We start from the raw sequence: 25,807 nt of genomic DNA, 5'->3' as shown, positions 1-25,807 counted from the left end.
TTTTTTTCAAACATGTAATGCAACTAAGGCTTTATTTACTTATTCTTTCTTATTTGCTCCAATCAACGATTAATTTGGCCATTAATACGAGATCGAGAATATCAATGACCTTGTCGTTGTTCAAATCCCCAGATTTAACTGCATTCCAGTTGCTGTCGCCTTCCTTCGCACCATATGATTTTACGAGGATTGCTAAGTCAACGATGCTTACCTTCTCATCATTGTTATAATCGCCAGGGATATTAATAACCTCAAGTGCATGCGAATCGCCGGCTATCGTTACTTCTTCCACACTGTCGGATAATACTGCTTTTTTCACTGTAATTTGAGTTGGGCCAGCCAAAGCTCCTGCCTTAGCTTGGAATGTGAGCTTCATCCAATCCCCATTCGCATTCGTCTGTGCCTCATTCAAATGGACTGCGATCAATCTTACTTGTCCATCCTTATCCTTCGTTTCTGGGATCAAAAATTTAGTTTCATCCATGGATACTGCTGAAACAAAGGTTAACTTGGAAGGATCATATTCAATCGTAATGTCCTCTGCCATAACGGGACCCACTACGTTTTCTAGACCGTAAGTAAGCGCAATGGAACCACCCACTGTTACTTTTGTTTCACCTTTTAAACTGGCTTTTTCCGTCTGCTTGTCCTTCACGGTACCTGTAAAATCAATTTCGCTCATGCTCGTAAAAGTGCCTGCTGCATTATAAGAGCTCTTTACAACAAATTTGATATATCTGCCGGAAATCGTTTTGTTAAGCGGTGTAAAGTCTTTATACGTACTGCCTGTCCACGATTTGCCGAAGGTGCCTGTGGCTTTATTGGCTTCATTCGCAAGGAACGCCGCGTCACTTAGATCTGACAAGCGATCAGAAGCGTATACCTCAAATTCTTTCGGAAATTCCAGCGCAGTTTGATTCATTCTGCTTGTTCTTTGAATGCCACTCAAGCTGTGGCTATTCTTTGAATCAATAATAACCCAGTGAGGGAAATCTGCCGCGGAAGCCTCCCATTTGGAGTGCCAAATAGTCGCCGAATCACCATCGAGAATATTTGATGCAAATGCATCTTCATTATCCGCATAAGAGCTGAATGATTCGATTGCAAATGCCGATTTCGATAGGAACTGATAAGTCACAGATTCCTTTGCCGCTTCCAAAGCGAGCATAAGATTCACATAAGCTTCATCGATTTCGTTAACTGGGCTTTCTGGAGTAAGCGCCGATGCACTGCTTAAAGCAGACCGAAGCTCCATCATCTTGGCAGCGGAATAGGTGACGCCTACAACACTTTCACTGGCAGCATCAAAGGCCGAAGCATCAACCTTCAACTTGTTAAGCTGCTCATACGTATAAGCAGGAATGATTTTGTAGGAATCGGATAAAGCCTTGATCTCCGTTGCAGTGAGCGTCCGTTTCCAAATTTTCAAATCGTCCATCGTAACATTGGCACCGCCGTTCCCTTTGTTGCCATCCGCACCAATAATCGTATTAAAAGCTGTATCTATACTGCTCGTGCCAAGTGCAGTCATTTCTTTAGAGGCCTTCTCCACACCATCGACATACACTTTGCCAACTTGGTTTGCTCGGTCGACGGTGACCGTAAGCAAATGCCATTCACTTCCTACACTACCCGCCGAAGTATCCATTCGGTTCGTGCCGTCTGCAATGTTTAACGTCATTGCATTGGCTACAGCAGGTCCGATATACCAACCGACGTTTTTGCCGCTGTTCCAGTTTTTATTCGAAATGACCGTCTGATCACCAGATAAATTGCCTGTATGCCAGAACGATACCGTAAAGCTGCCACTGCCAAACTTCAGATCGCTGCGGCTGCCCAGATCAATATAATTCGCATTGCCTGCCGGAATGTAAGCTGCTTTATTCGATTTGCCCTGCACGTACGCAACGCTTCCGCGTGATACAGCCGAACCCGTCACGCCGCTTGCATCATCGTTTAAGTTGTCGTCAAACTTCATATCAACGACTAGGTCCTTCCACATCGTTTCAGGATCAATCGGCGTAAGCTCAGGCAGCGTGCCTCCCGTACGGAATGTATGCTGGATCGCGCTAGACTTGTTCCCGTAGCTGTCAACGGCATAAATGACCGCATTATAGGTCGTTTGCGGATCAAGTCCGTCCAGAGGAATCGTCATCGCATTCGGGATCGGCGTAAAGAAATAGTCGGAGAACACATTAACCGATTTTGCGGTCGTACCCGTCCTTTTGTTCGTTAGCGTCAGCTCGTAATGATGCATGTTTTGGTCATCCTTCGCTTGGTTGAAGCTCAGCTTAGGAGTGCCATCCAAATCCTCCACTTTCAGATCCGTCTCAGCAGGAAATTGCGGTGCTACTTTATTGCGATTTGCACTCGTATACTTGAAATTGTTTTTGATCTCTTGAATCGTGTTGCCTTTCAGTTCAATAACCCATTTCTCGCCAGCAATTGTACCGACGCTGTTGAATGGGGGAACCGGTGTCCAATCATCCATAATATCTGCCGGATCTGCATTAAAAGCAATTCTATCTACTTCAATCCGATCCGCATACACTTCAATAAAATTAGCCTGAGATACCGGAAATTCAAAGCGGTTGACCAGTCCTGCATTCGTTACAGCAGAGTAGCCATGCTCTGCTTCAATGTACGACATCGAGCCAAGATTCAGAGCCGTATAATCCTTCTGGAAAATAGAGCGTTCATCGCTGTTGGTCAGATGAGAGTGCCCCGACAACGTAATAACCTGCGGGTAACCCGCCAGATCACTGTTAAGGTTCGGATTGGACGCCTGCTGTCCATCCATTACCGTTCCTGTGATCGGCTGATGAATGCCTACAAAGATCGGTTTATTTTTGTTTAATGGATCAGCCGTAATTTCTGCCAATCTGCCCTTAAGCCAATTACGCTGGCTTGTATCCGAGTTGTAGTTATTTCCGTTCAAGAAGAAAAAATAATAGCCGCCGATTTGAGTTTCATAATAGCCGTTAGCCTGTGATGTGAACCAATCCGCTGGATAATGCTCATTCACTTTTGCAACTGTCGCGTCATGATTTCCCATTGCAACATGCATCTTTGTATTGGTCATATTTTTTCTAGCTAGATTCGCTTTGAAAATTTCCCTTACCATTTGATGATCGTTCGGTTTGTCTCCCCCGTTATCGTTGATCATATCACCCACAACTAAGATGGCATCAGGATTTGGGAAGATTGAAGCGATTGTATTGAAATAGCTTTCATATCTTGGATCGCCTGTCGTGCGTGAGCCTACATGAACATCTGACATCGCTACAAATTGCAGCAGCGGCTTCTCACTTGTTTTAATCATGTAGCCAAACGTTACCGCCTTGCTCGCCACGCCATCCTTTATCGCAATCGCGCTAAGGTTTGTGGTTTTGGCAATCGTGATCGGATTATTGTCAGCTTTTTTGCTTTTCTCGTTAGGCAGCGTTCCGTCAAGTGTGTAGTAAATGCTAGCATCACTTGTTTTAGAGCTTAATACAACCGCTATCGCAGCCTCGTAACGTCCTCCAGCGACAGATGCTTCAGGTGCTAGTACCGCACCATCAGCAGCGCTTGCTGATCGAATGAACCCTTGTGCATTGGAACATAAAACAGCCATAACTATGAAAACCGCTAAACTTCTCCTCCACTTAAAAAACAAATCAATCACTCCTTTAAATTTCTTGTTTCATGTGCATTATATATGTTTTGATTGGTTGTATTGTTAAACAGAAGTCATTTTAACGTTTGTTTATTGTAAATGATGGAATGGCGCCACCTCCCTTGGACAACAAAAAAAGACGACTTCTCACTCTATAATGGAGTGAAAGTCGTCTTCAATGTTCATTTTGCCTAACTATCCTAAATCCAATTCACATTGGTTTTACGCCTGCTTTTATGCTAGCTTTGGTTTGCTTTCTTAGCTTTCCCAATGGCTGTTTGAATATCAAGCGAAAGCTGATTAAGCTCATGATAGTCCTCTTTTTCAAATTTCTCGTTAAATTTCATTTGAAATTGAGCAGCTTCACGAACCCGATTATAAAAATACAAATCTTGAATGCCTTTAAGCACCTTCGAGACCACATTGGACTGCTCCTCGAACTCGGTCTGCGCATCCAAAATCTCTTTGCGTATGCTGGTCATTTCTGTATCCAGCTGCGATGCGGCTTCAGCCGCTTTCTTCAATCGCTCACGCACATCCTCAGGCAAGCTTTCTTTAAACTTGTAGTTTAATGAATGCTCGATTGTCGCCCAAAAATTCATCGCTAACGTCCGTATTTGAATTTCAGCCAACACGATTTTGTATCCTAGTGCTGTTTGAACCGGATATTCTACAATCATATGGTAGCTTCGGTAGCCGCTGTCTTTGAAATTCGTAATATAATCCTTCTCATAAACAAGGGAAAGATCTTTACGCGTGCGAATCAAGCCAGCTACGCGGTGAATATCATCCACAAACTGGCACATAATGCGAATACCTGCAATGTCCTCTATACCCGTATCCAATTGATCCGAGGGGACTTTGAGACGCTTGGCCTTTTCCAGAATACTAGAAATTCGCTTTACCCGGCCGGTGACGAATTCTATCGGCGCGTAAGCTTCTCGTATCTTCAGTTCGACCCGCATCGTTTTAAATTTCACTTTAAGTTCTTCAACCGCTTGTTCATAAGGCTGTAAAAAAAGATTCCAGTCTCTACCGTCCATCCGGACGCCTCCTGTTCTTAAACGTGATCTGCACCAACTGCTTCGGCAATATTGCGGTAGCCATCTTTGCGTAAACATTCCTTCAATCCACTCGTTAGCTCTCGCAGCACTCCAGGCCCTTTGTAAATAAGCGCCGTGTAGATTTCTACAAGTGATGCTCCCGCGCGGATTTTATCGTATGCGTCTTGTGCTGTAAAAATGCCGCCCGAACCAATAATGGGCAGCTTGCCCCCGGTTTGGCGATATACCGCCCGAATAACCTCCGTTGAACGATCTCGCAGCGGCTTGCCGCTGAGCCCGCCCGCTTCGCCAGCATTCGAATGCTGAAGGCCTTGGCGCGATAATGTTGTGTTTGTTGCAATTATACCTGAAACTCCGCTTTCCATAATAGTCGCAACGGTAAGCTCCAGCTGTTCATCTGTCATGTCAGGCGCAATTTTGACGAGAACAGGTTTTGCTTTTGCTCCTGTTTTCGCCGCTTGCGTGTTTATTTCCTTTTTTACAGCGGTAAGCAAATTTCTCAGTTCTTCACCATGCTGCAAATCACGCAAATCCGGGGTGTTCGGAGAGCTGATATTGACGACAAAAAAGTCGCCGTATGTATACAATTCGCGTATGCAGGTCTGATAGTCCTCATGAGCAAGTTCATTTGGCGTTATCTTGTTTTTGCCAATGTTAACCGCTATCGGGATTCTATTTATTTTGCGGCGTGACAGCTTCTCTGCCATTGCCGCTGTGCCATCATTGTTAAAGCCCATCCGATTAATAAGCGCTTCGTCTGATGGAAGGCGGAACAATCGCGGCTGCTCATTGCCGGCTTGTCCTTTTGGCGTTACCGTACCTACCTCAGCAAAACCAAAACCTATGCTTGAGAAACCGTCCGCGGCTTTGCCGTTCTTATCAAGTCCAGCAGCAAGTCCAACAGGGTGCGGGAATTGCAGTCCGAATAGTTCTGTAGCAAGCTCAGGCGACTTTGCTACGCCATACATCGCATTCATCAGACCATTCAGTCCTGGAACTACACCGCCGGCTGCTAAGCCGTCAATCACAAGATGATGGGCCCTCTCAGGATCCATTCGAAAAAAAATAGGTTTTAAAATTGAAGAATAAATCAACTTACTCACTCCGATCTTAGATGTATGCTCTATCTGACAGTTTATCTTTTTTGCAGCAAAAAGAAAAGAGCCTGCACGCAAGGTGCAAGCTTCCATTGTATTGCGGCTTGTCTAGAAAACGATTACAATGAGATCATATTATTTATTACTATGAAATAGAGAGGTTGATTGACGATGAGTTCACCAAAAAGAAGACCGGCTACAATAAAAGCGAAACCGAAGGATGAAGTAAACAAAAAAGCGCTTGTATGGATTGGTTCAATCGTCGGCGTAGTTGTTGTAGCTGTCGCGCTGCTTCTTATTTTCACTTCGTAAGCGGTCTACGTCAACCATTTATAGATTTTCAAGGGATTGGTTTCGTTTTGGAGCGGCTCCAGCTGAAAGCGTTCTGCTGGCTGCTGCACCTTAGACGGAAGCGTCCCATTTTTTATTTTGACAACCGTTCCTAGCGGCACCATATCAAACAACTCCTCCACATCAGCTTTGCCCATGCGGATACAGCCAAGTGATTCGTCTTTGCCAATACTGCCGGGTTCATCCGTTCCATGAATCGCGTACAGCGTATTCGATAATGTCATTCCTCGGCTTCCGAAGTTTCCATCGTCACGCCCATTCGGATTTCTAACCTTTTCACTTATGTAGAAGCTTCCCTCAGGTGTTGCATCGCCTCCGAGGCCCACCTTATAGCTGCGCACAATGATATCCCCTTGAATAACAGCAAGTCGATAACTCGCTTTATCTACCACGACCTCTAGCGGCTGGCTCCACTGTTTATCCAAAATTCCATTTGTGCCTACTATCGGACTCGTTCTTTTTTCGCTTTCCTCTTGCTGCTGATTTCCTGCTGCTTGTTCTTGCTCTTGGATTGAACGGTTTTTTTGTGCCTGCGCGGCTTTCAGCTTTCGCAATACAGCCGGAAACATAGAGCGCATACCGCTGCGTTCCCCGGAAAGAACATTGTTCGGATAAGATTGAATGAGATCATCCAGCTTCTCCGGCCACTTTTTATATTTTTTCTCATATTGATAGATGCCGCTTGCAAGCGTCCAGTGCGTCTCTTGCTGCACGCTCCATTCCTTATATTGTGCTGCTGCCGAGCTCGCCTCAGAAGGCTCACACTCGCAGGTAAGGCGGTCATACATCGTTACATCCAGCTTACTGCTTCCGTTTTCCTTTTCTATAGACATGAGCAGTCTAGTGTTCCCTGTCCATTTCCGCCAGCCCTCATCTTCCTCAAGGCGAGCTGCAATGGTATGAAGAGGTGCTTGTTTGCCGGCTGCGATGAGGCTGTTCCATGCGCTGCCGACTGGATTTCGTTCTTTACGCGGTATAAACACAACGCCAATTGGATTCACTTCAACTACAGCTATCGGTTCAGGCTGCTCTGGCCTTTCCTTGAATACGGAAGTGCTAGCTGGAGCAAACAATGCAACGAGCAGGAACAATAGAGCTAATGCTCCTAATTTACGAGCTCGTCTTTTTTTCTTTTGCTGCAAATCCCAATCTTTAAGCAGCTGCAATTGATTTTCCGATAACGGATGACTTTCATGCTCGAAGGCATCGTATACTTCACCAGCTTGCAGGAAGCAATAATTCGCTTTGCCCTCCTTGCCAGCGAGCTTGTATTGCTTGCCTAACAGATACCAACCCATTTGGTTATCAGGGTGCTGCTTTACAAATTGCTTCAAATAAAAAATATCTTCCGGAGAGTCCATCCCCCATCCTCCCGACATGTGGTATATATCCTCTATATCGGCAGGCAGGGAGTTTGATTGTAATCCCGAGTCCATTTCTGTTTTTGCTGCATATACAAAAAAAGCTCCTCACCGCTGCATAGGCCAGCGAGGAGGAACTTTTTTATCATCACTCAAAAATTAGTAATTAAAAGGAACGTCTGCAATTTTGATTGAATCTGTCGGACAGCCGTCAGCTGCATCCTGCAAATCATCGAACAAATCTTCAGGAATTTCAGTGTTGCCTGTATTACCGTCAGCTTTATAAATAACTTCTGCAAGACCTTCGTCATCATAATCATAAATGTCAGGAGCAGTCGCTCCGCAAGCTCCACAAGCGATGCACGTATCTTTTTCAACCCAAGTAAACTTACCCATGGAAATCCCCTCCCAAATAAATAAACGGAATAATCTCGTCTCTGTACAGTCAAGCTTCATTCATCAATATATAACAAACTATCGTCCTTTTGCAAGGATGTACCGCGAATTCGTTTATTCCTAATTAAGGTTGAAGGATCATCACCAAGCATTCCTGCCGTCAAAACAGCATCTTCTCCATACTTGTCGCGGAGCTGATCCATCGCTTTAGTCAACGCTTCTTTTCTCGGCTGTTTCTCGTAGCTGAACAAATCAAGCTGCAAGGCAGTTTCCGCAAGCAAAGTGAGGTTCTGGAGCGTTATGCCAAGCAGCCGAATCGGTTCACCTTCCTTCCAATGCCGGTCATATAGCTTGCAAGCCTCCCTATAGAAATCTTCACTCGATTCCGTAGGTGCTGCAAGGGTGTGGGAGCGGGCAATCGTCGTCATATCCGGCTTGCGAATTGTGATTTGAACCGTGGTTGCGACCATCTTCTGCCTTCGCAGCCTGCGACCTGTCTGATCCGCCAAATTAAGCAGCACCCGGAAAACGTCGTCCCGCGATGTAATATCGCTTGGAAGCGTGGTCGTATGACCGATCGATTTGTTCCGTTCCCGATTTGGGTTAACTTCAGAATAATCTAGTCCATGGGCAGCTGATTTCATCCAAGAGCCAACTACGCCAAAATGCTTATTCAGCATCGTTTCTTCCGATGCCGCCAACTGGCCAATCGTCCGAATATTCAGCTTGCTAAGCTTATCAGCCGTTTTTTTGCCGATGCCAAACAAATGATCGCACGGCTTATCCCAAAGCACCTTTTGCACATCACGAATCCGCAGCACAGTCAGCCCGTTTGGTTTTTTCATGTCGGATGCCATCTTTGCAAGCAGCTTATTTGGAGCTAAACCAATTGAACAAGGAAGAGACCACTCAGACTTGATCCGCTGCTGCAGCGAAGCCGCAATATCAAGCGGCGAGCCGAACATTTTCGAACCGGTAATGTCCATATAACATTCGTCAATCGAAACAGACTCAACGAGCGGCGTATATTGTCTAGCGATTGCCATAAAGCCATGTGAATATTTGCGGTATAATGAAAAGTCCGGTTTGATTAATATAAGCTCAGGACAAAGTGTTAGTGCCTGTCTGACTGTCATTCCCGTCTTTATCCCTCTGCTCCGTGCTGCATAAGAACAAGTGACGAGGATGCCCTTTCGCTGCTCAACGCTGCCGGACACCGCAGTTGGTTTGTCCTTATATTTCTCCGGCTCCTCAGCCTCATGTACGGAACAATAAAAAGCATTCATATCTAAATGAATGATAACTCGGCCCTTAGCCGGATAGAACTCATTCGTATTCGTCATAATCGCGCAACACACCGCCTAACCTAAGCCATAAGCCTACATAAGCTTATCCACCCAAGCATACAATTCCAATAGGGTCAAGTCAACGAAGCACGCGTGAGCTGACAAAAATTCCTTTTGCCCCCTCTACTTTCAAGGCGACAAGTGTTATAATACTAAATTATGATTTGAAAAGGCATTCAGTGAAGGAGGCGTCCCGTTAATGACAAAAAACATATCTATATTCGATACGACGCTGCGTGACGGTACTCAAGGTGAAGGGATCAGCCTGTCGGCAGATGACAAATTAAAAATTGCCCAGAAGCTCGACACGTTGGGCGTTCATTATATTGAAGGCGGAAATCCTGGAAGCAACAGTAAGGATATTGAGTTTTTTCAGCGGATCAAAGCTTTCAATTTAAGCGCCAAAATTACTGCCTTCGGCAGCACTCGTCGCAAAAACAGTTTGGCAGAGCAGGATGCCAGCCTTGTTCGCATCGTGGAGTCCGGTGTTCCGGCCGCTACGCTTGTAGGCAAGTCATGGGATTTCCATGTACATACCGCCCTGCAAACGACTTTAGAAGAAAACATGTCGATGATTTTTGATTCCATTGCTTTTCTAAAGCAGAATCAAATGGAAGCCTTGTTCGATGCCGAGCATTTTTTCGATGGCTACAAGAACAATCCGGAGTATGCCATTGCTGTTTTGAAGAAAGCACAGGAGGCTGGCGCCAACTGGCTCGTCCTATGCGATACGAACGGCGGCACATTGCCTAGTGAAATCCATGAAATCGTTTCACGCGTGAAGCAGGAGCTAACGGCTCCTATCGGCATTCATACACATAATGACTGTGAGCTGGCTGTCGCAAACTCTTTAGCAGCAATCGAAGCCGGAGCACGTCAAGTACAAGGCACGATTAACGGCTACGGCGAGCGCTGCGGGAACGCGAACCTATGCTCCATCATCCCTAACTTACAAATCAAAATGAATTATGACGTTTTGCCAGAGGATAAGCTTCGCACATTGACGAGTACTGCTCGATATATCAGTGAAATTGCGAATGTCCACATGCCTGTTGGTCAAGCTTATGTCGGCAATGCCGCATTTGCTCACAAAGGCGGCATTCATGTCTCCGCCATTATGAAGGATTCCAAAACCTATGAGCATATTCAACCAGAGCTTGTTGGCAACAAGCAGCGTATTCTAGTCTCTGAGCTCGCAGGACAAAGCAATATCATATCCAAGGCGAAAGAGCTTGGACTTGATGTCAACGCAAATAATGAGAAAACAAAGCTCATTATGGATCAAATTAAAGAGCTCGAGCATCAAGGCTATCAATTTGAAGGCGCCGACGCTTCTATGGAGCTGCTGCTTCGTGAAGCATTCGGCAGCGAAGTAAAAGAATTGTTCAAGGTTGAATCCTTCAAAATGCTCGTAGAAAAAACAAACGGCCAAATGATTTCAGAAGCGATTGTAAAAATCAACGTTGGCGGCCAACAAGTTTATATGGCTGCTGAAGGCAACGGACCTGTCAACGCCCTCGATAACGCCCTGCGCAAGGCGCTGGTGCAGTTTTATCCGGAAATCGTTGATATCCATCTATCCGATTATAAAGTCCGTGTAATCGACGAGAAGGACGCTACAGCAGCTAAGGTGCGTGTTCTTATCGAGTCGACAGGACTAAACAATACGTGGAGCACAGTTGGCGTATCAAACAACGTCATCGAAGCAAGCTGGGAAGCTCTCGTAGACAGCATTCGTTATGCCCTGCTTAACATGGTAAAGGTTGACAGCACGCTCGTTGATCCTCACGATCGCATGGGCCTCGTCAATCATTAAAACAACAAAAAGAGTCGAACAGGCTGTTCACGCCTGCTCGACTCTTTTTTGTTGTTGCTGCCGACTACATCCATTTCTCAATCATGCGTTCCCACTCCGCATAAGGAATGACGCCATTGATCCGCTCTCTAATGACACCCTCACTGTCAATAAGGAACGTTGTTGGAAACGTATCTACCTTATACTGCTTCGTCACATCGCCCACCCGATCCATTAAGATTGGAAACGTGAACTCGTATTCTTTGACAAAGTCTCTAGCTGCCCGTTCTTTATCAAATTTCGTAGCATTAACGCCAACGAGTGAAATTTTTTCCCCGTATTGCTCATGCAGCCGCTGCAGATCCGGCGCTTCCAGCTCACAAGGGCCACACCAAGATGCCCAGAAATTAACGAAGGTCAGTTTATCCTGTTTGCCCCCTATTTCATAGGACTTCTCATCAAGATCAGGGAGTTTAAAGGTTGTCGCTTGAAATCCTGCTTTCGGCTTAAAATCGACTGAAGTGGCTGCTAGCGCTGCTGAATCCGAGTCATCATTTTTATATTGAAATACAGCTAATCCTGCAAACAGCAACGCAATCGTAAATAGTGCTGCGACACGCTTCATGAGGTTCCATCCTTTTTTTCACATTTTCAAATGCCTATATCGCTTCATGGTATCATGCACCGTATAGAAGCTCAATACACAGGACAAATTAGCCATCAAAACGTCATTTTTAAAGAAATGGTTCTTATCTATTCTCTGACGACTATTATGGGTAAGTTAAGTATTATTCATACCCAGCCTTATTGAAGTTAGCGGACTTAAGCCTATTTCGTTATACTTAATTCATTCGCATTATAAAAAAGGAGGCATTGTGTTGGAATCACAGCAAACGCGTGGATGCATAACCAAATCGGCATACGAGCGGCTTATTCAAATATGTGCGGATGCTCAACCTTTAGAGGCATGCGGCATTATGGCAAGCAGCCAATCCTTACATTCCATTGCCACTGATCAAAATGAAGCCATTATAGATATCGTTATCCCCATAACTAATAATCATAACGATCCCATGCATTCGTTCTCGTTTGACCCGACCGAGTGGACCGCTGCTTATTATGACATGCAAAAAAACCGACAAACGCTTGTCGGCTTATTTCATTCGCATCCGCGTACTAAGGCTATTCCGTCTTCTAGCGATACTGACGGTTTCCTGCCCGCTTCGGAGCTTTCCTATTGGATTGTTTCACTGGAGAACATGAAATCGCCTGACGTTAAGCCCTATCGCCGCTCGGAAGGTTCATTTATTCCACTGCAGCTAGTGCTTGCTTAAGTAGGCATACAGATCGCCGAGTGTCGTAATATTTCGTTCCAAAATACGCGTCAAATAGTTCCGCCACAGCTTTGCTGTCATGATTGAATCCTGCAAAGCATGATGCCGCTCTGTAATTGGAATACAGCAGCTCTCAAGCAAATCATCGAGACTGTATCCTTCCAGATTGGGCTCGAGCCATTTGGCCACCATCATCATGTCCAGCACTCTGTGGTTCAAATTAATCTTTGACGTCCTCCACAATGCCGCGTTCAGAAATTGCTTATCGTGGCCGGAAGCATGAGCGATAAGCAGCCTTCTGCCGACAAACTCCATAAAATCATGAAGCACCTGCATCAAATCAGGAGCATCCTGTACCATTTCATTCGTAATGCCGGTTAGTTCGACTATCGCTTTCGGAATTCTTCGTTTAGGATTCACGAGACTATAGAAGGTTTCACTTTCAACAAGTTCGCCATCTCGAAACAATACAGCGCCAAATGAAATAATTTCATCTCCGTTATTCGGATAAAAGCCCGTTGTCTCTAGATCAAAAACAATGACCTCCAGCTCTCGAAGAGGCATATCGAACATTGACTGCTTGCGCTGCTCTTTGTTGACATTCCGAATAAACGCCATTTGCTGCGCATTTTGCGAGCCTAGCATAGAAGCGATGGCAGGCGTAAATCCTCCCATTTTGTATAGGTTCCACATGCGACCGACGCCTTTTTGTTCCTTCATTTCTCCACCGCCTTACGTAAACCTGCCCATTGTTTGCTTAAAAACCGTTCGTTGCAGCCTCTTGCCAAGACGCAGTCCGCTCTTAAGCTCATCCGTCATTTCCTTCGTAAGCTTATGGCTCGACAGCTTTCCATTGTTGGCATATAAGCCATCTGCGTTTTTCTCAGTCGTCATTAGACGGAGCCGGAGAAAAATCCGAAAAGCTTGATCATAAATAGCCCCGTCAGCTGATGACATCTTCCCTGCCTTTACAAGCATTCTAATTCTTTCAAGCGTAGAGGTTTCACGGATGCCTTCTTGTATGGATAATAGCCGAATCGAATTAACCATAGGAATATAGGCGCCATATTTAATATCCAAGCTTCCCGCTTCCTCGCCATACTGCTCCTTTAGCAATTGGCCAAAAAAGCCTAACAGCACCTTATGCCGAAGCGTATTATCCAGCATCCGCTGCAGGATGATCTGGTGGTTAAGCATATCAATAAAAAACAATTCTTTAAGCTGTTCAACGAGCTTATAATCACCGTAAATACAGCGGCCATCAGCAATAATAAGCAAATAGCGCACTGCCTCCCAAGCAGGCTCTTCAAACCAAGCACCCAGTTTAACGCCCCACTCCGAAATGGACAAACACCAGTCGGAGTTGCTGCTAAGCACATTGCCCTCACAAGGCGGGTAACCTACATTTTGGAGATTTTTTACAATGAGCGCACTTAAATTCAAAAAATAGTTCTTAACTTCTGTTGAATCAGCCACTGGATCCTGATAGACAACTCCRCTGTCTTGATCGCTTGACAAAGTTTGCTCTTGCCGACCGCCGCTGCCGAACAATACATATGCGTAAGGCACGGGGGGAGAACCATTCCCCCTCCGTGCCATTTCCGCTTCTGCGAGGATAATCGAGCGCTGAATCACCGCATCGTGCACCTCATTTAATTGTTCATTAAATTGTTCGACTGGACGCGTTGGGAGAAGAGCCTCCATATGCTCGTGAACCTGATCCCGCAAGTTTCGCAGCCTATCCACATGATCAGCTGAACCAATCTGCTTAAGCAGCTGCAATCGCACCGGATCACTCATGCGACGCTCTCTCCTTTCGGTCAGTCCATCGCGTATCTTCTATTAGCCTTGAATGTTTTGACCAGCTTTTTTCATTTGCTCGGGATAACCATAAGCTCCATGCTCACTCAGGTCAAGACCGATAATTTCTTGCTCCTCTGTTACGCGGAAGCCCATCACAAGCTTCATAATACCTAGAATAAGGAATGATGCAGCGAGTACGAATGCGCCAACGACTACTACCGATTCGAATTGAACCCAAAGTTGCTTCCAGCTGCCTGTGTCGACCAAGCCGCCTGTGCCTACGCCCACTTTATCAGCGAGTTCTTGTGTTGCAAAGATCCCGTTGGCAAGCGTACCCCACACACCAGCCGCGCCGTGTACAGATAGAGCATAGATAGGATCATCAACTTTAACTTTCTCGAAAAATTTCACACTGTAGAACACGAGCACGCCAGCCACTAAACCGATTACAACTGCCGCCCAAGGAGCGACGTAAGCACAAGAAGCTGTAATTGCAACTAGACCTGCTAGCGTACCATTCAGCATAGCCGTAATGTCAGCTTTGCCTGTTACTGCCCAAGAAATAAGAAGTGCTGCAACGCCGCCTGCGCCTGCTCCAAGCATCGTGTTGAATGCTACATATCCAAAAAATCCATCGCCAATCGCTACCGTGCTGCCTGCGTTGAACCCAAACCAGCCCACCCATAGAAGCAATACAGAAAGTGCTGTGAATACTTGGTTATGTCCCAAAATCTCATTCGCAGAGCCGTCTTTGTTAAATTTACCAATACGAGGTTTAAGTAGTACAGTCGCTGCAAATGCTGCAAGCGCACCCGTTAAGTGAACAACTGTGGAGCCCGCAAAATCTTGTGCTCCATCTTCAGCGAGCCAACCGCCGCCCCAGATCCAGTGAGCTACTACAGGGTAGATTATGGCAATGAAGAATACAGTAAATACGATATAAGCTGAAAGTTTAGCTCTTTCTGCAAAACCGCCCCATGCTATGGAAAGCGAAACCGCTGCAAATGCTAATTGGAACAAGAAGAATACAGTACTTGGATAGCTCTCGCCTTCACCAGCTGCTAGGGATGGATCGAAGAAGAAATTGCCCCAGCCGATCAATGCGTTAATTCCGCTATCGCCGCCAAATGCGATGCCGTAGCCGAAAGCCCAATAAATAAGTGCTGCCAAACCCGTTGTGAAAATCGTTTTGCCAGCAACGTGACCAGCATTTTTCATCCGTGTTGAGCCTGTTTCAAGAAGAATAAAACCGCCTTGCATGAGAAGAACAAGAATGAATGAGAGCATAACCCATAGAGAGTTGAGACCCATGTTCAACGTTGCTGCGGAAGGATCCTCTGCAAACGCCATTACCGGGAACAATAAGGTGAAGATTCCTAAAGCTAACATCGTTTTCTTAATCATTACGACCACTCCCTAAATGTTATATTTCCTTACACGTTAAGAAAGACTTAATGTCATTATAGTCAGTAGTGCTCAATTTGACAATACGTTTTAACTATTTTTATAAAAAAAATCAAACGTTCGGCATATAATCTAACACGAACGTTAAGAAATGAGGCAAATCAACGCCAAAATCGTCAGCTGAAACTCCTTATTCTTCGCATTTTCACTCTATATAGGTATTGGTTCCTACTTTTTCTAGTTAAAAACGCAAATCACTATGACTCACACCCGTTTCATGTCACCTAAATTACGTTATATAGAAGAAACACATGAAAACGCCCTGTCGAAATTGAAAATTGACACTAAAATTGTATAGTCATGTAACACGTTTGACTGTATGGTTACTTTCCTATTATCATTAGAGGAACAATAGTTATACGTTTTCCCATAAGATGGTGATTGTGAAATTCACCTCAATAGGTAATGATGTTCTTTTAGACATGACGAGCTAAAACAACAAACCTGTTCTTTGTCGACACATCATCTCAGAATGAGATGAAACATAAGCTTAGTACGCAAGCGGAATCTAGTTTACTTATATTTTGAACGAATGGAGGATTTGAAAATGTATCGTATCGGAGAACTATCCAAGCTTGCGCAAATCAGTGCACGAACCATTGATTATTACACTTCAATCGGTCTAATAGAGCCTGCAGAGCGTTCCGCCAAAAACTATCGCCTCTATTCTGATGAAACTTTGCAGCGTCTGGAACGTATTGAACAGATGAAAAAAGATAAATATACATTAGATGAGATTAAGGCCACAATTGAAAGCTGGAGCAAGATTACACCTGAGGAGCAGGTCTCACGTAAGCTTACGGACTTGCAGTACCATCTAAGCCAGCTCGAGCGTGAAGTGAAGGAGTTAGAGCCTGTTATTAAGAAGCTCAAGCCTCGTCAAGCCAATCACCTCTACACGCGTCTTATGCCGCAAACCGCAGCTTGCATAGAGGCACTTATGCTTCTCATTAACAAAAGCTCCCTCATGTAGCTATACATTTCATCAAAAATTGGAGGAATGACTCAATGGCGTTTATCTATGTTTTAATCGTACTTGCATTTATACTAACAATTTGGGCTCAATTCCGAGTCAAAGGAACGTTTAAAAAATGGACGCAAGTTCAAGCCAACAGTGGTTTGACCGGTTACCAGGCAGCACGAAGAATGCTTGATTCTAACGGACTTCATGATGTTCCGATCGAGCCAGTACGCGGTACACTAACCGATCATTATGATCCGATTCACCGAGTTGTACGTTTGTCGGAGCCTGTGTATTATGAAAATTCAATTTCAGCGATTTCAGTCGCTTGTCACGAAGTCGGCCATGCCATACAGCATGCGGAGCATTACCCAATGCTCGTGCTCAGACATCGTATATTCCCAGTCGTGAATTTTGCATCCGGCGTAGCACCATTTTTATTTATTGCCGGTATTCTATTCTCAGCACTTAACCTAATTGGGCTTGGCATCATATTTTTCTCAGTAGCAGTTGCCTTTCAGGTCATTACACTTCCGGTTGAATTTAATGCGAGCAACCGAGCAAGAGACATTATGGTTGCTGAAGGGTTCATAACGAATGATGAGGAACGCGGGGTCGCAAAGGTGCTTAACGCAGCGGCTTTAACGTATGTAGCAGCGGCTCTCTTGTCCTTGCTGGAGCTTGTCAGATATATCTTAATCTTCGTAGGCGGCAGCCGTCAGGAATAAGCTTCCGTGCCTTATAGCTAAACAAAAGAGGAGCAGTTCCCCTTCGGTCTTCATCGACCGACAGGAACTGCTCCTCTTTTGTTTGTTCTTTTATCTATTTTATCGTGTTCTGGAAATAACGAAGCAGAAAACCGTGAAACACTTTCGCAACTAAAGGCAATTTCTCATTTGAACGCTGAATAAGTCCGATCGTACGAGTCACCTGAGGTTCGATCACCCTTACTTTAGTCGGCTGCAATGGCCCTGTATAGTGAAGCGCCATCTCTGGAAGAAGGCTTACGCCCATCCCAGCGGCTACCAAACCACGAATCGTATCCGTCTCTTCCCCTTCAAAACCGATTTTCGGCGTAAAACCTGCCTCTTGGCAAGCTCCCCAAACGATCGGCCTAAGCGAATACCCTTCGCTGAACAATACGAACGTCTCATGCTCCAGCTCTTTCAGTTCAATCGATGCTTTGTCTGATAAACGATGCCCCGGCGGCAATATCGCATATAGCTCCTCTGTCAGCAATACTTCGCCGCAAACGAATTCATGTTCATCAGGGAAAGGAGATATAAACGCCAAGTCAATCTCGCCTTTCACCATGTCACGAATAAGCGATGGATACATCCCCTGCTTAAATTTAAATTTCACATTCGGATGGAGCTTGCGGAAAGCTGCCACAACCTGTGGAATTAATGAGATCCCAAGGCTATGCGGGAAGCCCAGTCTAATTTCACCCTTCTCGGGGTCAAGAAATTCATGTATTTCAATGACAGCACGTTCCAGATCAGCCAATATCACTTCAGCCCGCTTTAGAAAAAGCTGACCGACTGGTGTGAGCTGCAAATTTCTACCTTTTTGAACGAACAGTTTTACGCCAAGCTCTTCTTCAAGCTGATGAATCTGCCGGCTTACTGCAGATTGCGCCACATGCAGCTCTTCCGCCGCTTGCGTTACATGCTCTTTTTTCGCTACTTTTACAAAATAATGAAGCTGACGAAGTTCCATACCGGTTCAATTCTCTCCCGTACTTACATAGTTTTTATGAGTATCGCTGTTTCTTTTGAGTCTTTATTCGGTCAAAGAAATGGTAGAGCAAGAAGCCTGCAAGAGCGCCGCCAACATGTGCCCATAAATCCACTTTGGCAACTACAATCGAATAAATAACCCCAAATATTAATATCGTGTACACCGTTTTACGAGAGCTCTCGTCAAGCTGAGCCTTGCGGAACAACGATATGAACAGAAAGGCGCCATACACGCCGTAAATAGCCCCAGAGGCTCCTACACCCACATGACCATAAAGATCGTCTTGCAGCACATTTACGAAAGCGCTCATCGCATTTCCCGCAAACCCACAAAGCAAATAAAATATAATATATCTCGTTTGTTTAAGCAGATACTCTAGCGGCGGTGCAAACACGAGCAAAGCAAACATATTGTAGAGCAAATGCTCAAATCCCGCATGCATGAACATGCTTGTTATATAACGCCATGGCTGTTCTAATCCAAATGGATCATTCACAGGGTCAGTATAAAACGCACCATAATTGTATGCATGCAATTGATCATTAGGATCGCCATTCCATAATACGACAATAAAATAAATAATATTCAATAAAATTAATATTGATGTTACGGGATACATCTTTAAGTAAGAGCGAAAGCTCTCATATCGCAAGAAGATCACGAGTACATCCCCTTTCTCAATCCAACAATTGGACAAGGTTGTTTCATAACGATTATAATAAATCTGGTATTGACCATATCTTATTAGAGGAGGAAATTTACAAATGACACAAGAACGTAATGGAGCTGCCACATTCAAAGGCAACCCGATCACATTAGTAGGACCAGAACTTAAAGCAGGGGACAAAGCCCCAGATTTCAATCTTAACAAATCACTTGTTGAAAATGTTACCCTCAAGGACTACTCCGGTAAGATCAAACTAATCAGCGTTGTGCCTTCAATCGACACTGGCGTTTGCGATGCACAAACTCGTCGCTTTAACGAAGCTGCTGGCGAACTAGGCGACAATGTTGTTGTCCTAACGGTCAGCGTTGACCTACCGTTCGCACAAGCACGCTGGTGCGGTGCTGCAGGTATCGACAAAGTTGTGCTGCTGTCTGACTACAAAGCGCATAGCTTTGGTGAATCATATGGCGTATATATTAAAGAACTTGGTTTGGATCAACGTTCGATCTTCGTTATCGATGCTAATGATACGATCCAATATGTTGAATATTTGCCTGAAATGACAGAGCACCCGAATTACGAGCAAGCAATCAACGCTGTAAAAGCACTCGTGTAAATTCAAAACAAAGAAGTTTTTCAGCACTATTGCAAACAAAGCGAGTGAAGGCTACCCTTCCTCGCTTTGTTTATGAATTAATTATTTACTTTAAATGCAGCTAGCTTCTTATCAAGCGTACGATATAAATCCATAATGACTCTGTAATTAGAACCAAGATCCCCTAATGAGCCGCGGGATGCTGAATAAATATCGACAGCTGATTGGAGCGGATTTACGCTAATAACGGAAACGGTAATGTCCATCGTTCTTCCAAATGCTGTGCGCTTCTCCAGCACAATCTCCCCTACGGATTGCACCTCATGAAGCACCTTATATCCTTGCATTTTCTTAAGAGTCGATATCACTTCTTCCCAAGCCTTATCTTTCGACAGCTTGTAGAAATGAGATTTGAGCATTGGATCCTTAGCCCTGTCGCCCGTCTGTTCATGACTGCGCAGCAGCCCGATCAAGGTCCGCTTCAACAACAACGATCTCCCCCTCCGGCATCTATGTACATTACTCTATATGATACCATGATTTGTCCCATGAAAAAAGAGCTATCACTGGATTTAACCAGCAAATGCTCTTTATTTGAAAATGAGAACCCGCCTATGCCGTCCGACTCACATGTTTCTGAACCCGCTTACGCAGGTGGGTGACCGCAGAACCGCTTTTGAGATCCCCTTTCGGGGGCATGTCAGCTGCGTCTCGATGTTGGTCTCCCGTGAAACAGCCATTGGTTCAAAACAGCGTAAAGCCGTAACGAGCATCGCAGGAGGTATTGCTTATTATAGACTGAACAAAAGAAAAAGTAAACTTTGATGGGCTGTTATTTACTGGAGCCGCTCGAATCTTCCTTAACTAAATCGATACGGTCTAGCTCAGCTGCCTTCTCTGCTTCTTCTTCCTCTGCCAAACGCGCTTTCTCCGCTTGGTCTTGAAGCTTCTGGTAAATCAAGTTGAAGTTCCAGAACGCCAGGTAAGCGATGATGCTGCCCATAAAGAAAGGAATAAGAAAAGTGAATCTAGTACTGAAATACATAACCGCGCCGCTCATAATCGCTGTAGAAAGCGAACGGAAAGGTTTGCCGATCGTAATGAGAACAGCGTTTTTCAGTAATTGAAACGTTTTCATATGATAGTGGACAAGCATAGAGAAAAAATTAAATAGCGATACGATTAACAGCAGCAAAAATGCAATGAAAATGTATGAAAGCAAATTCAATTGTTCACGATATACGATAAAGTCAACAACCATAATCGCAAGCAGTATTGTATAAATAATACCGCCTAGCATACTTTGCTTATAATTTTCCTTGTAGCCGCGGAAGAACGTTTTGAACAGCGCAACGTCACTCTCTCCCATTACCCATTTGCGCGCAACCGCAAACATAGCTGCTGTTGCTGGAAATAAGGAGAACGGCGCGACGACTGCCATCGCAATAAGAGCGGAATAGATTTGATTGACATCCTGTGACAAAACCAATCCCCATGCAAAAAAAGCGAATGGAATCRAACAGATCAACCACAAAACATTAATAACTGCCAATCTCATGATCCATTCCGAAATTCGGTAAAACCCACCCATTAGCCCCTTTGGTTCCATCGGATCTGCCTCCAGAAAAGTAAGATTACTCCCACTAGACTACAAAGTGTAGCGGAATTCGTATATCTGTTTTGTAATAAGACAACCAATAGAATAATAATAAAAAAATCGAGGTCGTCCAGATGCCCGTTAGGGATCACGGACTTCCTCGATTTTTTTGGTTACACAAGGGAAACGATTATTAGTTATTTACATAACCGTCGGAAGAGCTTTTTGGACGACGGTTTTCTGGACGTCCTTCGCTGCTTCTTTTACCAGCGTAGCCGCCGCCACTGCTGCTGCCGCCACGGGACTCATAGCCACCGCGTGAGCTGCCGCCAGTACTGCTGCCGCTGCTGCGTCTGTCATCGCGACCGCGATATCCGCCGCCACCGCTGCCGCCAGTGCTGCTGCTGCGATTGCCGCCGTATGAAGAGGACGAACCGCTGCGGTTGAATGGACGACCGTTTGAACGAATGTCCGGCTTGCGTTTTTTCGCGCGAAGCGGATCTTCCGGTGTCAATTCGATTTCTACGTTTTTCTTCTCGCCAGTCAGCAATTTAATTGCTGCTGAGAGCAAGTGAACGGAATCATATTGCTCAAGCAATTGAATCGAAATCGCTTTGTACTCAGAGAACTCTTCGTTTTGAACGACTTCAAGAAGACGTTCAGCTGTTACGCGTTGTTTGCCTTCAATAGCTTCTGCGATGCTTGGAAGCGGCTTGCGGTTCATCTTCTGACGCGTGACTTTCTCGATGAAATGCAAGTGGTCCGTTTCACGAGGTGTAACGAATGACCAAGCTGTACCTTCTTTACCTGCGCGGCCTGTACGACCGATACGGTGAACATAGCTCTCAGGATCTTGCGGAAGGTCAAAGTTGATAACATGCGTTACGCCGGATACATCAAGTCCACGAGCAGCAACGTCAGTCGCTACCAATACATCGATGCTGCCATCACGGAATTTACGCATTACGCTGTCGCGTTGGTTCTGCGACAAGTCGCCGTGCAAACCGTCTGCAGTATATCCACGTTTTTGAAGCGCTTCGCTAAGCTCATCAACCCGACGTTTTGTACGACCGAAAATGATAGCTAGCTCAGGGGATTCCATATCAAGCAAGCGGCTAAGCGCTTCGAACTTCTGGCGCTCATGCACTTCAATATAAGATTGCTCAATAAGTGGAGCTGTGATTTGTTTTGGAATAACTGAAACATGCTCAGGGTTTTTCAGAAATTGCTGTGCAAGCTTCTGAATGTTTGCTGGCATTGTTGCAGAGAACAGCATGGTGTGACGCTCGTCTGGCACTTGCTTAAGGATAGATTGAATATCCTCCATGAAGCCCATATCAAGCATTTCATCTGCTTCATCCAAAATAACGGTTTGTACATCTTCAAGACGGATTGTTTTGCGGTTGATGTGATCAAGCAAACGTCCTGGTGTACCAATAATAATTTGAGGCTTCTTCTTCAATGCACGGATTTGACGACCAATTTCCTGTCCGCCATAAATCGGCAACGAGCGAAGACCTTTGTACCTTGTTAGCTTCCCGATCTCGTCAGCCACTTGAATAGCGAGTTCACGGGTTGGCGTCATTATTAATGCGACAATGCGTTCCTCGCTTGTCGGAATTTTGTTAATGAGCGGAATTCCGAATGCCGCTGTCTTTCCTGTACCCGTTTGTGCTTGGCCAATTAAATCTTGTCCCGCCATAGCAATAGGGATAGCTTTGTCTTGAATCGGGGTAGATTCCTCGRATCCAAGTTCGGTAATTGCTTGTAACACTTTTGGTTCCAAGCCAAATTCAGCAAATGTTTTCAAACTTTTCTCAAACTCCTTTTATCTGCAGCCTACTTAAGAATATCCAAATCATTATAGCACACAATCAATCGTGAATACCAGCAAACCAATTTAAGACATACTAAGCATGCCAAAATAAAGGAATTAAACAAGTCGGTTGCATTGGAGCGATTTTATTGAATCCGCATTCCCTGCGTTACCTTTTTACAATCCCAATGATGACGGTAGGCGCCTTCCTTATCGCACTGGGCTTCAATTTTTTTCTAATTCCGCACCAGCTGCTTAGCGGTGGAATATCTGGTATTTCCATGATGGTCGGCTATATTACGGGCGGAAACATCGCCTTGCTTTATTTTATCCTCAATGTGCCGGTGCTATTATGGGGATGGTTTATCGTAGGTCATCGCTTTATTATATGGAGCGTCTACACCGTTGTCGCCTCTACGGTATTCCTACAGGTTATACCCGTCATGAAAATTGCGGATGACCTTATGCTTGGCGCTGTATTCGGCGGGATTATAGTCGGGTTTGGCAGCGGCTTAACCCTTCGGTACGGCGGCTCATCAGGCGGTTTCGATATTATTGCCTCAATTGCAACGCGAAAACACGATTGGCCAATAGGCATGATTATATTTTTATTGAATGGCGTAGTCATTGCAGTGTTGATTTTGTTTACGAAGGACTGGAATTTAGCCTTATACTCGCTCGTCGCTATTTTTTCCGCTGGAAAAGTAGTAGATCTCATCCACGTGAGGCATATTAAACTTACGGCCTTCATCATCACGACCAAAACCGAAGAGCTGCTCGCAAAGCTGCTCTTGCACCCGCGCGGAATTACAATAATAAAAACACGCGGTGCATATTCTTCGGGTGATCGCGATATGCTGATGACTGTAAGAACGAAATATGAAATAGCAGAGCTTTGCAAAACGATTACCACCATCGACCCGCGTGCATTCATTAACATCGTAGAAACGGTTGGTGTCATCGGCGATTTTTACAAGCCAAAAGACTAAATCATATACGCAGGTATGGATTTTACACCGTATCCCTATGTTTTTGAAAATGATCCTGATATAATGTTTGTATCCCGTAGTTTGGTTTCTTGCCATATGATTTCCCCTAAACATTAGATATGAAAGGGTGAGGCTCAGGTGGATATGGAAACGGTCAAATTGTCTCAAATTGTAGAGAAGCTAGCCCCAGAGCTCAGTCCTTTTCTTACGAAACGCGAATTGGACATCAGCATTGTGCTGCGTGACGGTCTTGCAGTATTAGAGCCTGCTGACGCAATGGAAATTGTGCAGCACAGTATTTGCAATCAGCAGAGAGAAGCTTTGTTACAATGACAATGCGGGACACACACGGATTATTTATGCGCCAGTCGAGTCACACTCGGCTGGCTTTTGTTTGTTTTGCAGGAAAACGGCGGCGATAATCACCTATTCGCAAGTCTTTATTTCAGCTTTTTAGCAAATTTTCAATATGAGTTTTATGACAATTGTAAAAAAGTTAATGACCCAGACATGCCATCTGCTTTATAATTTGAACAGAATAGCTAACGGGGAGAGAGCAAAATGGACAACATCATTTCAACATTGCTGCTGCTGTACAGCTTGCTCACTGGAAGCGGAGAGCATAACACCGCAGTGAAGCAGCTAGCAATTGCATACTTAAATTCCGCAGCTGGCCAAACCATCATTGATCCGGATGCAGCTGCAAATGGAGGCGAAATCTCAGGAAAAAATCACGCTGGACTCATCATAAAAGACCCGCAGCCTGAAACACCGCCGATCAAAGGAATCTATGTAACTGCTCACAGCGCAGGCGGTGCGCGCATGGAATCGCTTTTAAAGCTGCTTGACGACACGGACCTCAATAGTATGGTGATCGACATTAAAGATGACAACGGCTACATTACATATCCTACTACAACACCCGAACTGCTAGAGGTTGGCGCTTCGAAGAAATATATCCGAGATATTAATGAACTTATGCTTACTTTAAAAAAACATAATATTTATCCGATAGCCAGAATTGTAGTTTTTAAGGATACGGTACTTGCCCGAAAGCAGCCTGAGCTGTCTTTCCTCCAGCAAGACGGAACGATATGGAAAAATAATCGCGGTGAGAGCTTCGTAAATCCTTATCGCAAAGAAGTATGGGATTATAATATTGCTGTCGCCAAGGAAGCAGCAAAGCTTGGCTTTAAGGAAATCCAATTCGACTATGTTCGGTTCCCAGAGGGCTTTGATAACAAATCAGATACACTGACCTTCAGCAAGGCTGATCAGAGCCGCGTGGACACAGTCGCTGGATTTGTCAAATATGCTAGAGAACAGCTTCAGCCGCTCGGTGTTAGGGTTTCGGTAGATATATTTGGTTATGCGGCATCCGTACCGACAGCCGAAGGCATTGGCCAAGATTTTGTGAAAATTTCAAATGATGTGCATGTCATTTCGCCTATGGTTTATCCTAGTCACTATAGTACGGGATGGTTTAAACAAAAGGATCCTGACAAAAGCCCATATGAGACTATAAAAGGCGCCATGCTTGATACGCATAAGAAGCTTGATCCGGGTACGGAGGTTAAACCGATTATTCGGCCGTGGATTCAAGATTTCACTGCAAGCTGGTTAGGCGCTGGTCATTTTGTGAAGTATGGCAAAACGGAAGTCGAAGCTCAGATTAGAGCTTTGAAAGAAACAGGAATCAAGGAGTTTCTCCTATGGAATGCCGGAAATAAATACACTCCTAACGTGGAATATGATTAGCTTAAATCCTATTTA

Annotated in this window: 24 protein-coding genes and 1 other RNA gene; 9 read left to right on the top strand and 16 right to left on the bottom strand. The window is 44.8% G+C overall.

Features of this window, described 5'->3' with window-relative positions:
* Positions 1-49 precede the first annotated feature (49 nt).
* The 3 genes from AB4Z50_RS18455 to AB4Z50_RS18445 all read right to left on the bottom strand — a co-directional run bounded on the left by AB4Z50_RS18455 (position 50) and on the right by AB4Z50_RS18445 (position 5,816).
* Positions 50-3,616, bottom strand: a complete 3,567-nt coding sequence (locus tag AB4Z50_RS18455; RefSeq protein ID WP_441881035.1) for a LamG-like jellyroll fold domain-containing protein — start codon at positions 3,614-3,616, stop codon at positions 50-52.
* A gap of 281 nt (positions 3,617-3,897) precedes the next feature.
* The gene (locus AB4Z50_RS18450) at positions 3,898-4,701 is read right to left on the bottom strand and encodes a GTP pyrophosphokinase (protein ID WP_076266843.1); all 804 of its coding nucleotides are present in this window, start codon (positions 4,699-4,701) and stop codon (positions 3,898-3,900) included.
* 17 nt (positions 4,702-4,718) lie between these two features.
* The gene (locus AB4Z50_RS18445; RefSeq protein WP_441881034.1) at positions 4,719-5,816 is read right to left on the bottom strand and encodes a quinone-dependent dihydroorotate dehydrogenase; all 1,098 of its coding nucleotides are present in this window, start codon (positions 5,814-5,816) and stop codon (positions 4,719-4,721) included.
* Between the two features lie 174 nt (positions 5,817-5,990).
* Here AB4Z50_RS18445 and AB4Z50_RS18440 point away from each other — a divergent pair, with 174 nt between their 5' ends.
* Positions 5,991-6,131, top strand: a complete 141-nt coding sequence (locus AB4Z50_RS18440; protein ID WP_179089760.1) for a hypothetical protein — start codon at positions 5,991-5,993, stop codon at positions 6,129-6,131.
* Positions 6,132-6,136: 5 nt separating this feature from the next.
* Here the strand turns inward: AB4Z50_RS18440 and AB4Z50_RS18435 are convergent, their stop codons facing one another.
* The 3 genes from AB4Z50_RS18435 to AB4Z50_RS18425 form a co-directional block, all read right to left on the bottom strand.
* Entirely contained in the window at positions 6,137-7,531 is a 1,395-nt protein-coding gene (locus AB4Z50_RS18435) for a L,D-transpeptidase (RefSeq protein WP_441881033.1), read from the bottom strand.
* Between the two features lie 159 nt (positions 7,532-7,690).
* On the bottom strand, positions 7,691-7,927 hold the full coding sequence (locus tag AB4Z50_RS18430; RefSeq protein ID WP_053376893.1) for a ferredoxin: 237 nt from the start codon (positions 7,925-7,927) through the stop codon (positions 7,691-7,693).
* Between the two features lie 56 nt (positions 7,928-7,983).
* Positions 7,984-9,270: a DNA polymerase IV gene (locus AB4Z50_RS18425; protein WP_441881032.1), complete on the bottom strand. Its 1,287-nt coding sequence runs from the start codon at positions 9,268-9,270 to the stop codon at positions 7,984-7,986.
* A 202-nt stretch (positions 9,271-9,472) separates the two neighbouring features.
* Here AB4Z50_RS18425 and cimA point away from each other — a divergent pair, with 202 nt between their 5' ends.
* Positions 9,473-11,089 (top strand): citramalate synthase, encoded by a 1,617-nt coding sequence (gene cimA / locus AB4Z50_RS18420; RefSeq protein WP_076266839.1) that lies wholly within the window; start codon positions 9,473-9,475, stop codon positions 11,087-11,089.
* A 64-nt stretch (positions 11,090-11,153) separates the two neighbouring features.
* Here the strand turns inward: cimA and AB4Z50_RS18415 are convergent, their stop codons facing one another.
* Positions 11,154-11,693, bottom strand: coding sequence for a TlpA family protein disulfide reductase (locus AB4Z50_RS18415; RefSeq protein ID WP_441881031.1), 540 nt, complete (start codon positions 11,691-11,693; stop codon positions 11,154-11,156).
* Between the two features lie 253 nt (positions 11,694-11,946).
* Between AB4Z50_RS18415 and AB4Z50_RS18410 the strand changes: the two genes are divergently transcribed.
* Positions 11,947-12,402 (top strand): M67 family metallopeptidase, encoded by a 456-nt coding sequence (locus tag AB4Z50_RS18410; protein WP_441881030.1) that lies wholly within the window; start codon positions 11,947-11,949, stop codon positions 12,400-12,402.
* Here the strand turns inward: AB4Z50_RS18410 and AB4Z50_RS18405 are convergent.
* From AB4Z50_RS18405 to AB4Z50_RS18395, 3 genes are read right to left on the bottom strand one after another with little or no spacing between them, the layout of a single operon-like run.
* Entirely contained in the window at positions 12,388-13,122 is a 735-nt protein-coding gene (locus tag AB4Z50_RS18405) for a 3'-5' exonuclease (RefSeq protein ID WP_076266836.1), read from the bottom strand. The two genes, AB4Z50_RS18410 and AB4Z50_RS18405, sit on opposite strands and share 15 nt — an antisense overlap.
* 12 nt (positions 13,123-13,134) lie before the next feature.
* A complete protein-coding gene (locus tag AB4Z50_RS18400; protein ID WP_441881029.1) occupies positions 13,135-14,202 on the bottom strand; it encodes a DUF294 nucleotidyltransferase-like domain-containing protein in 1,068 nt (355 codons plus the stop codon).
* Positions 14,203-14,244: 42 nt separating this feature from the next.
* Complete coding sequence (locus AB4Z50_RS18395) at positions 14,245-15,609, bottom strand: ammonium transporter (RefSeq protein ID WP_441881028.1); 1,365 nt, start codon at positions 15,607-15,609, stop codon at positions 14,245-14,247.
* Positions 15,610-16,216: 607 nt separating this feature from the next.
* On the opposite strand from AB4Z50_RS18395, the gene AB4Z50_RS18390 reads away from it, so the two are divergent.
* Both AB4Z50_RS18390 and AB4Z50_RS18385 read left to right on the top strand, forming a co-directional pair.
* Positions 16,217-16,642, top strand: coding sequence for a MerR family transcriptional regulator (locus tag AB4Z50_RS18390; protein ID WP_372238962.1), 426 nt, complete (start codon positions 16,217-16,219; stop codon positions 16,640-16,642).
* Between the two features lie 35 nt (positions 16,643-16,677).
* On the top strand, positions 16,678-17,358 hold the full coding sequence (locus AB4Z50_RS18385; RefSeq protein ID WP_076266832.1) for a zinc metallopeptidase: 681 nt from the start codon (positions 16,678-16,680) through the stop codon (positions 17,356-17,358).
* Between the two features lie 94 nt (positions 17,359-17,452).
* Here the strand turns inward: AB4Z50_RS18385 and AB4Z50_RS18380 are convergent, their stop codons facing one another.
* Together AB4Z50_RS18380 and AB4Z50_RS18375 are read right to left on the bottom strand one after the other, a co-directional pair.
* Positions 17,453-18,349, bottom strand: coding sequence for a LysR family transcriptional regulator (locus AB4Z50_RS18380; RefSeq protein WP_076266831.1), 897 nt, complete (start codon positions 18,347-18,349; stop codon positions 17,453-17,455).
* 34 nt (positions 18,350-18,383) lie between these two features.
* The gene (locus tag AB4Z50_RS18375; protein ID WP_441881027.1) at positions 18,384-18,959 is read right to left on the bottom strand and encodes a rhomboid family intramembrane serine protease; all 576 of its coding nucleotides are present in this window, start codon (positions 18,957-18,959) and stop codon (positions 18,384-18,386) included.
* Positions 18,960-19,134: 175 nt separating this feature from the next.
* Here AB4Z50_RS18375 and tpx point away from each other — a divergent pair, with 175 nt between their 5' ends.
* Positions 19,135-19,653: a thiol peroxidase gene (gene tpx / locus AB4Z50_RS18370; RefSeq protein ID WP_441881026.1), complete on the top strand. Its 519-nt coding sequence runs from the start codon at positions 19,135-19,137 to the stop codon at positions 19,651-19,653.
* Positions 19,654-19,730: 77 nt separating this feature from the next.
* Here tpx and AB4Z50_RS18365 read toward each other — a convergent pair whose 3' ends face one another.
* The 4 genes from AB4Z50_RS18365 to AB4Z50_RS18350 all read right to left on the bottom strand — a co-directional run bounded on the left by AB4Z50_RS18365 (position 19,731) and on the right by AB4Z50_RS18350 (position 23,039).
* Positions 19,731-20,120: a DUF1499 domain-containing protein gene (locus AB4Z50_RS18365; protein ID WP_083681704.1), complete on the bottom strand. Its 390-nt coding sequence runs from the start codon at positions 20,118-20,120 to the stop codon at positions 19,731-19,733.
* Between the two features lie 113 nt (positions 20,121-20,233).
* Positions 20,234-20,416: non-coding RNA, 6S RNA (ssrS, locus tag AB4Z50_RS18360), on the bottom strand.
* Positions 20,417-20,464: 48 nt separating this feature from the next.
* Positions 20,465-21,241, bottom strand: a complete 777-nt coding sequence (locus tag AB4Z50_RS18355; protein WP_441881025.1) for a YesL family protein — start codon at positions 21,239-21,241, stop codon at positions 20,465-20,467.
* A gap of 181 nt (positions 21,242-21,422) precedes the next feature.
* Entirely contained in the window at positions 21,423-23,039 is a 1,617-nt protein-coding gene (locus AB4Z50_RS18350; RefSeq protein WP_441881024.1) for a DEAD/DEAH box helicase, read from the bottom strand.
* A 194-nt stretch (positions 23,040-23,233) separates the two neighbouring features.
* On the opposite strand from AB4Z50_RS18350, the gene AB4Z50_RS18345 reads away from it, so the two are divergent.
* The 3 genes from AB4Z50_RS18345 (at position 23,234) to AB4Z50_RS18335 (ending at position 25,792) form a co-directional block, all read left to right on the top strand.
* Positions 23,234-24,034 (top strand): YitT family protein, encoded by an 801-nt coding sequence (locus AB4Z50_RS18345; RefSeq protein WP_441881083.1) that lies wholly within the window; start codon positions 23,234-23,236, stop codon positions 24,032-24,034.
* A 144-nt stretch (positions 24,035-24,178) separates the two neighbouring features.
* Complete coding sequence (locus AB4Z50_RS18340; protein WP_076267060.1) at positions 24,179-24,367, top strand: hypothetical protein; 189 nt, start codon at positions 24,179-24,181, stop codon at positions 24,365-24,367.
* A 228-nt stretch (positions 24,368-24,595) separates the two neighbouring features.
* Positions 24,596-25,792 carry a putative glycoside hydrolase gene (locus AB4Z50_RS18335; protein WP_441881023.1) on the top strand — a complete coding sequence of 399 codons (1,197 nt, stop codon included), beginning with the start codon at positions 24,596-24,598 and terminating at the stop codon, positions 25,790-25,792.
* Positions 25,793-25,807: the final 15 nt, after the last annotated feature.

The sequence above is a fragment of the Paenibacillus sp. 2TAB26 genome (genome assembly GCF_052115145.1).
GTDB lineage: Bacteria > Bacillota > Bacilli > Paenibacillales > Paenibacillaceae > Pristimantibacillus.
This window is presented reverse-complemented; position numbering and strand designations above follow the sequence as displayed.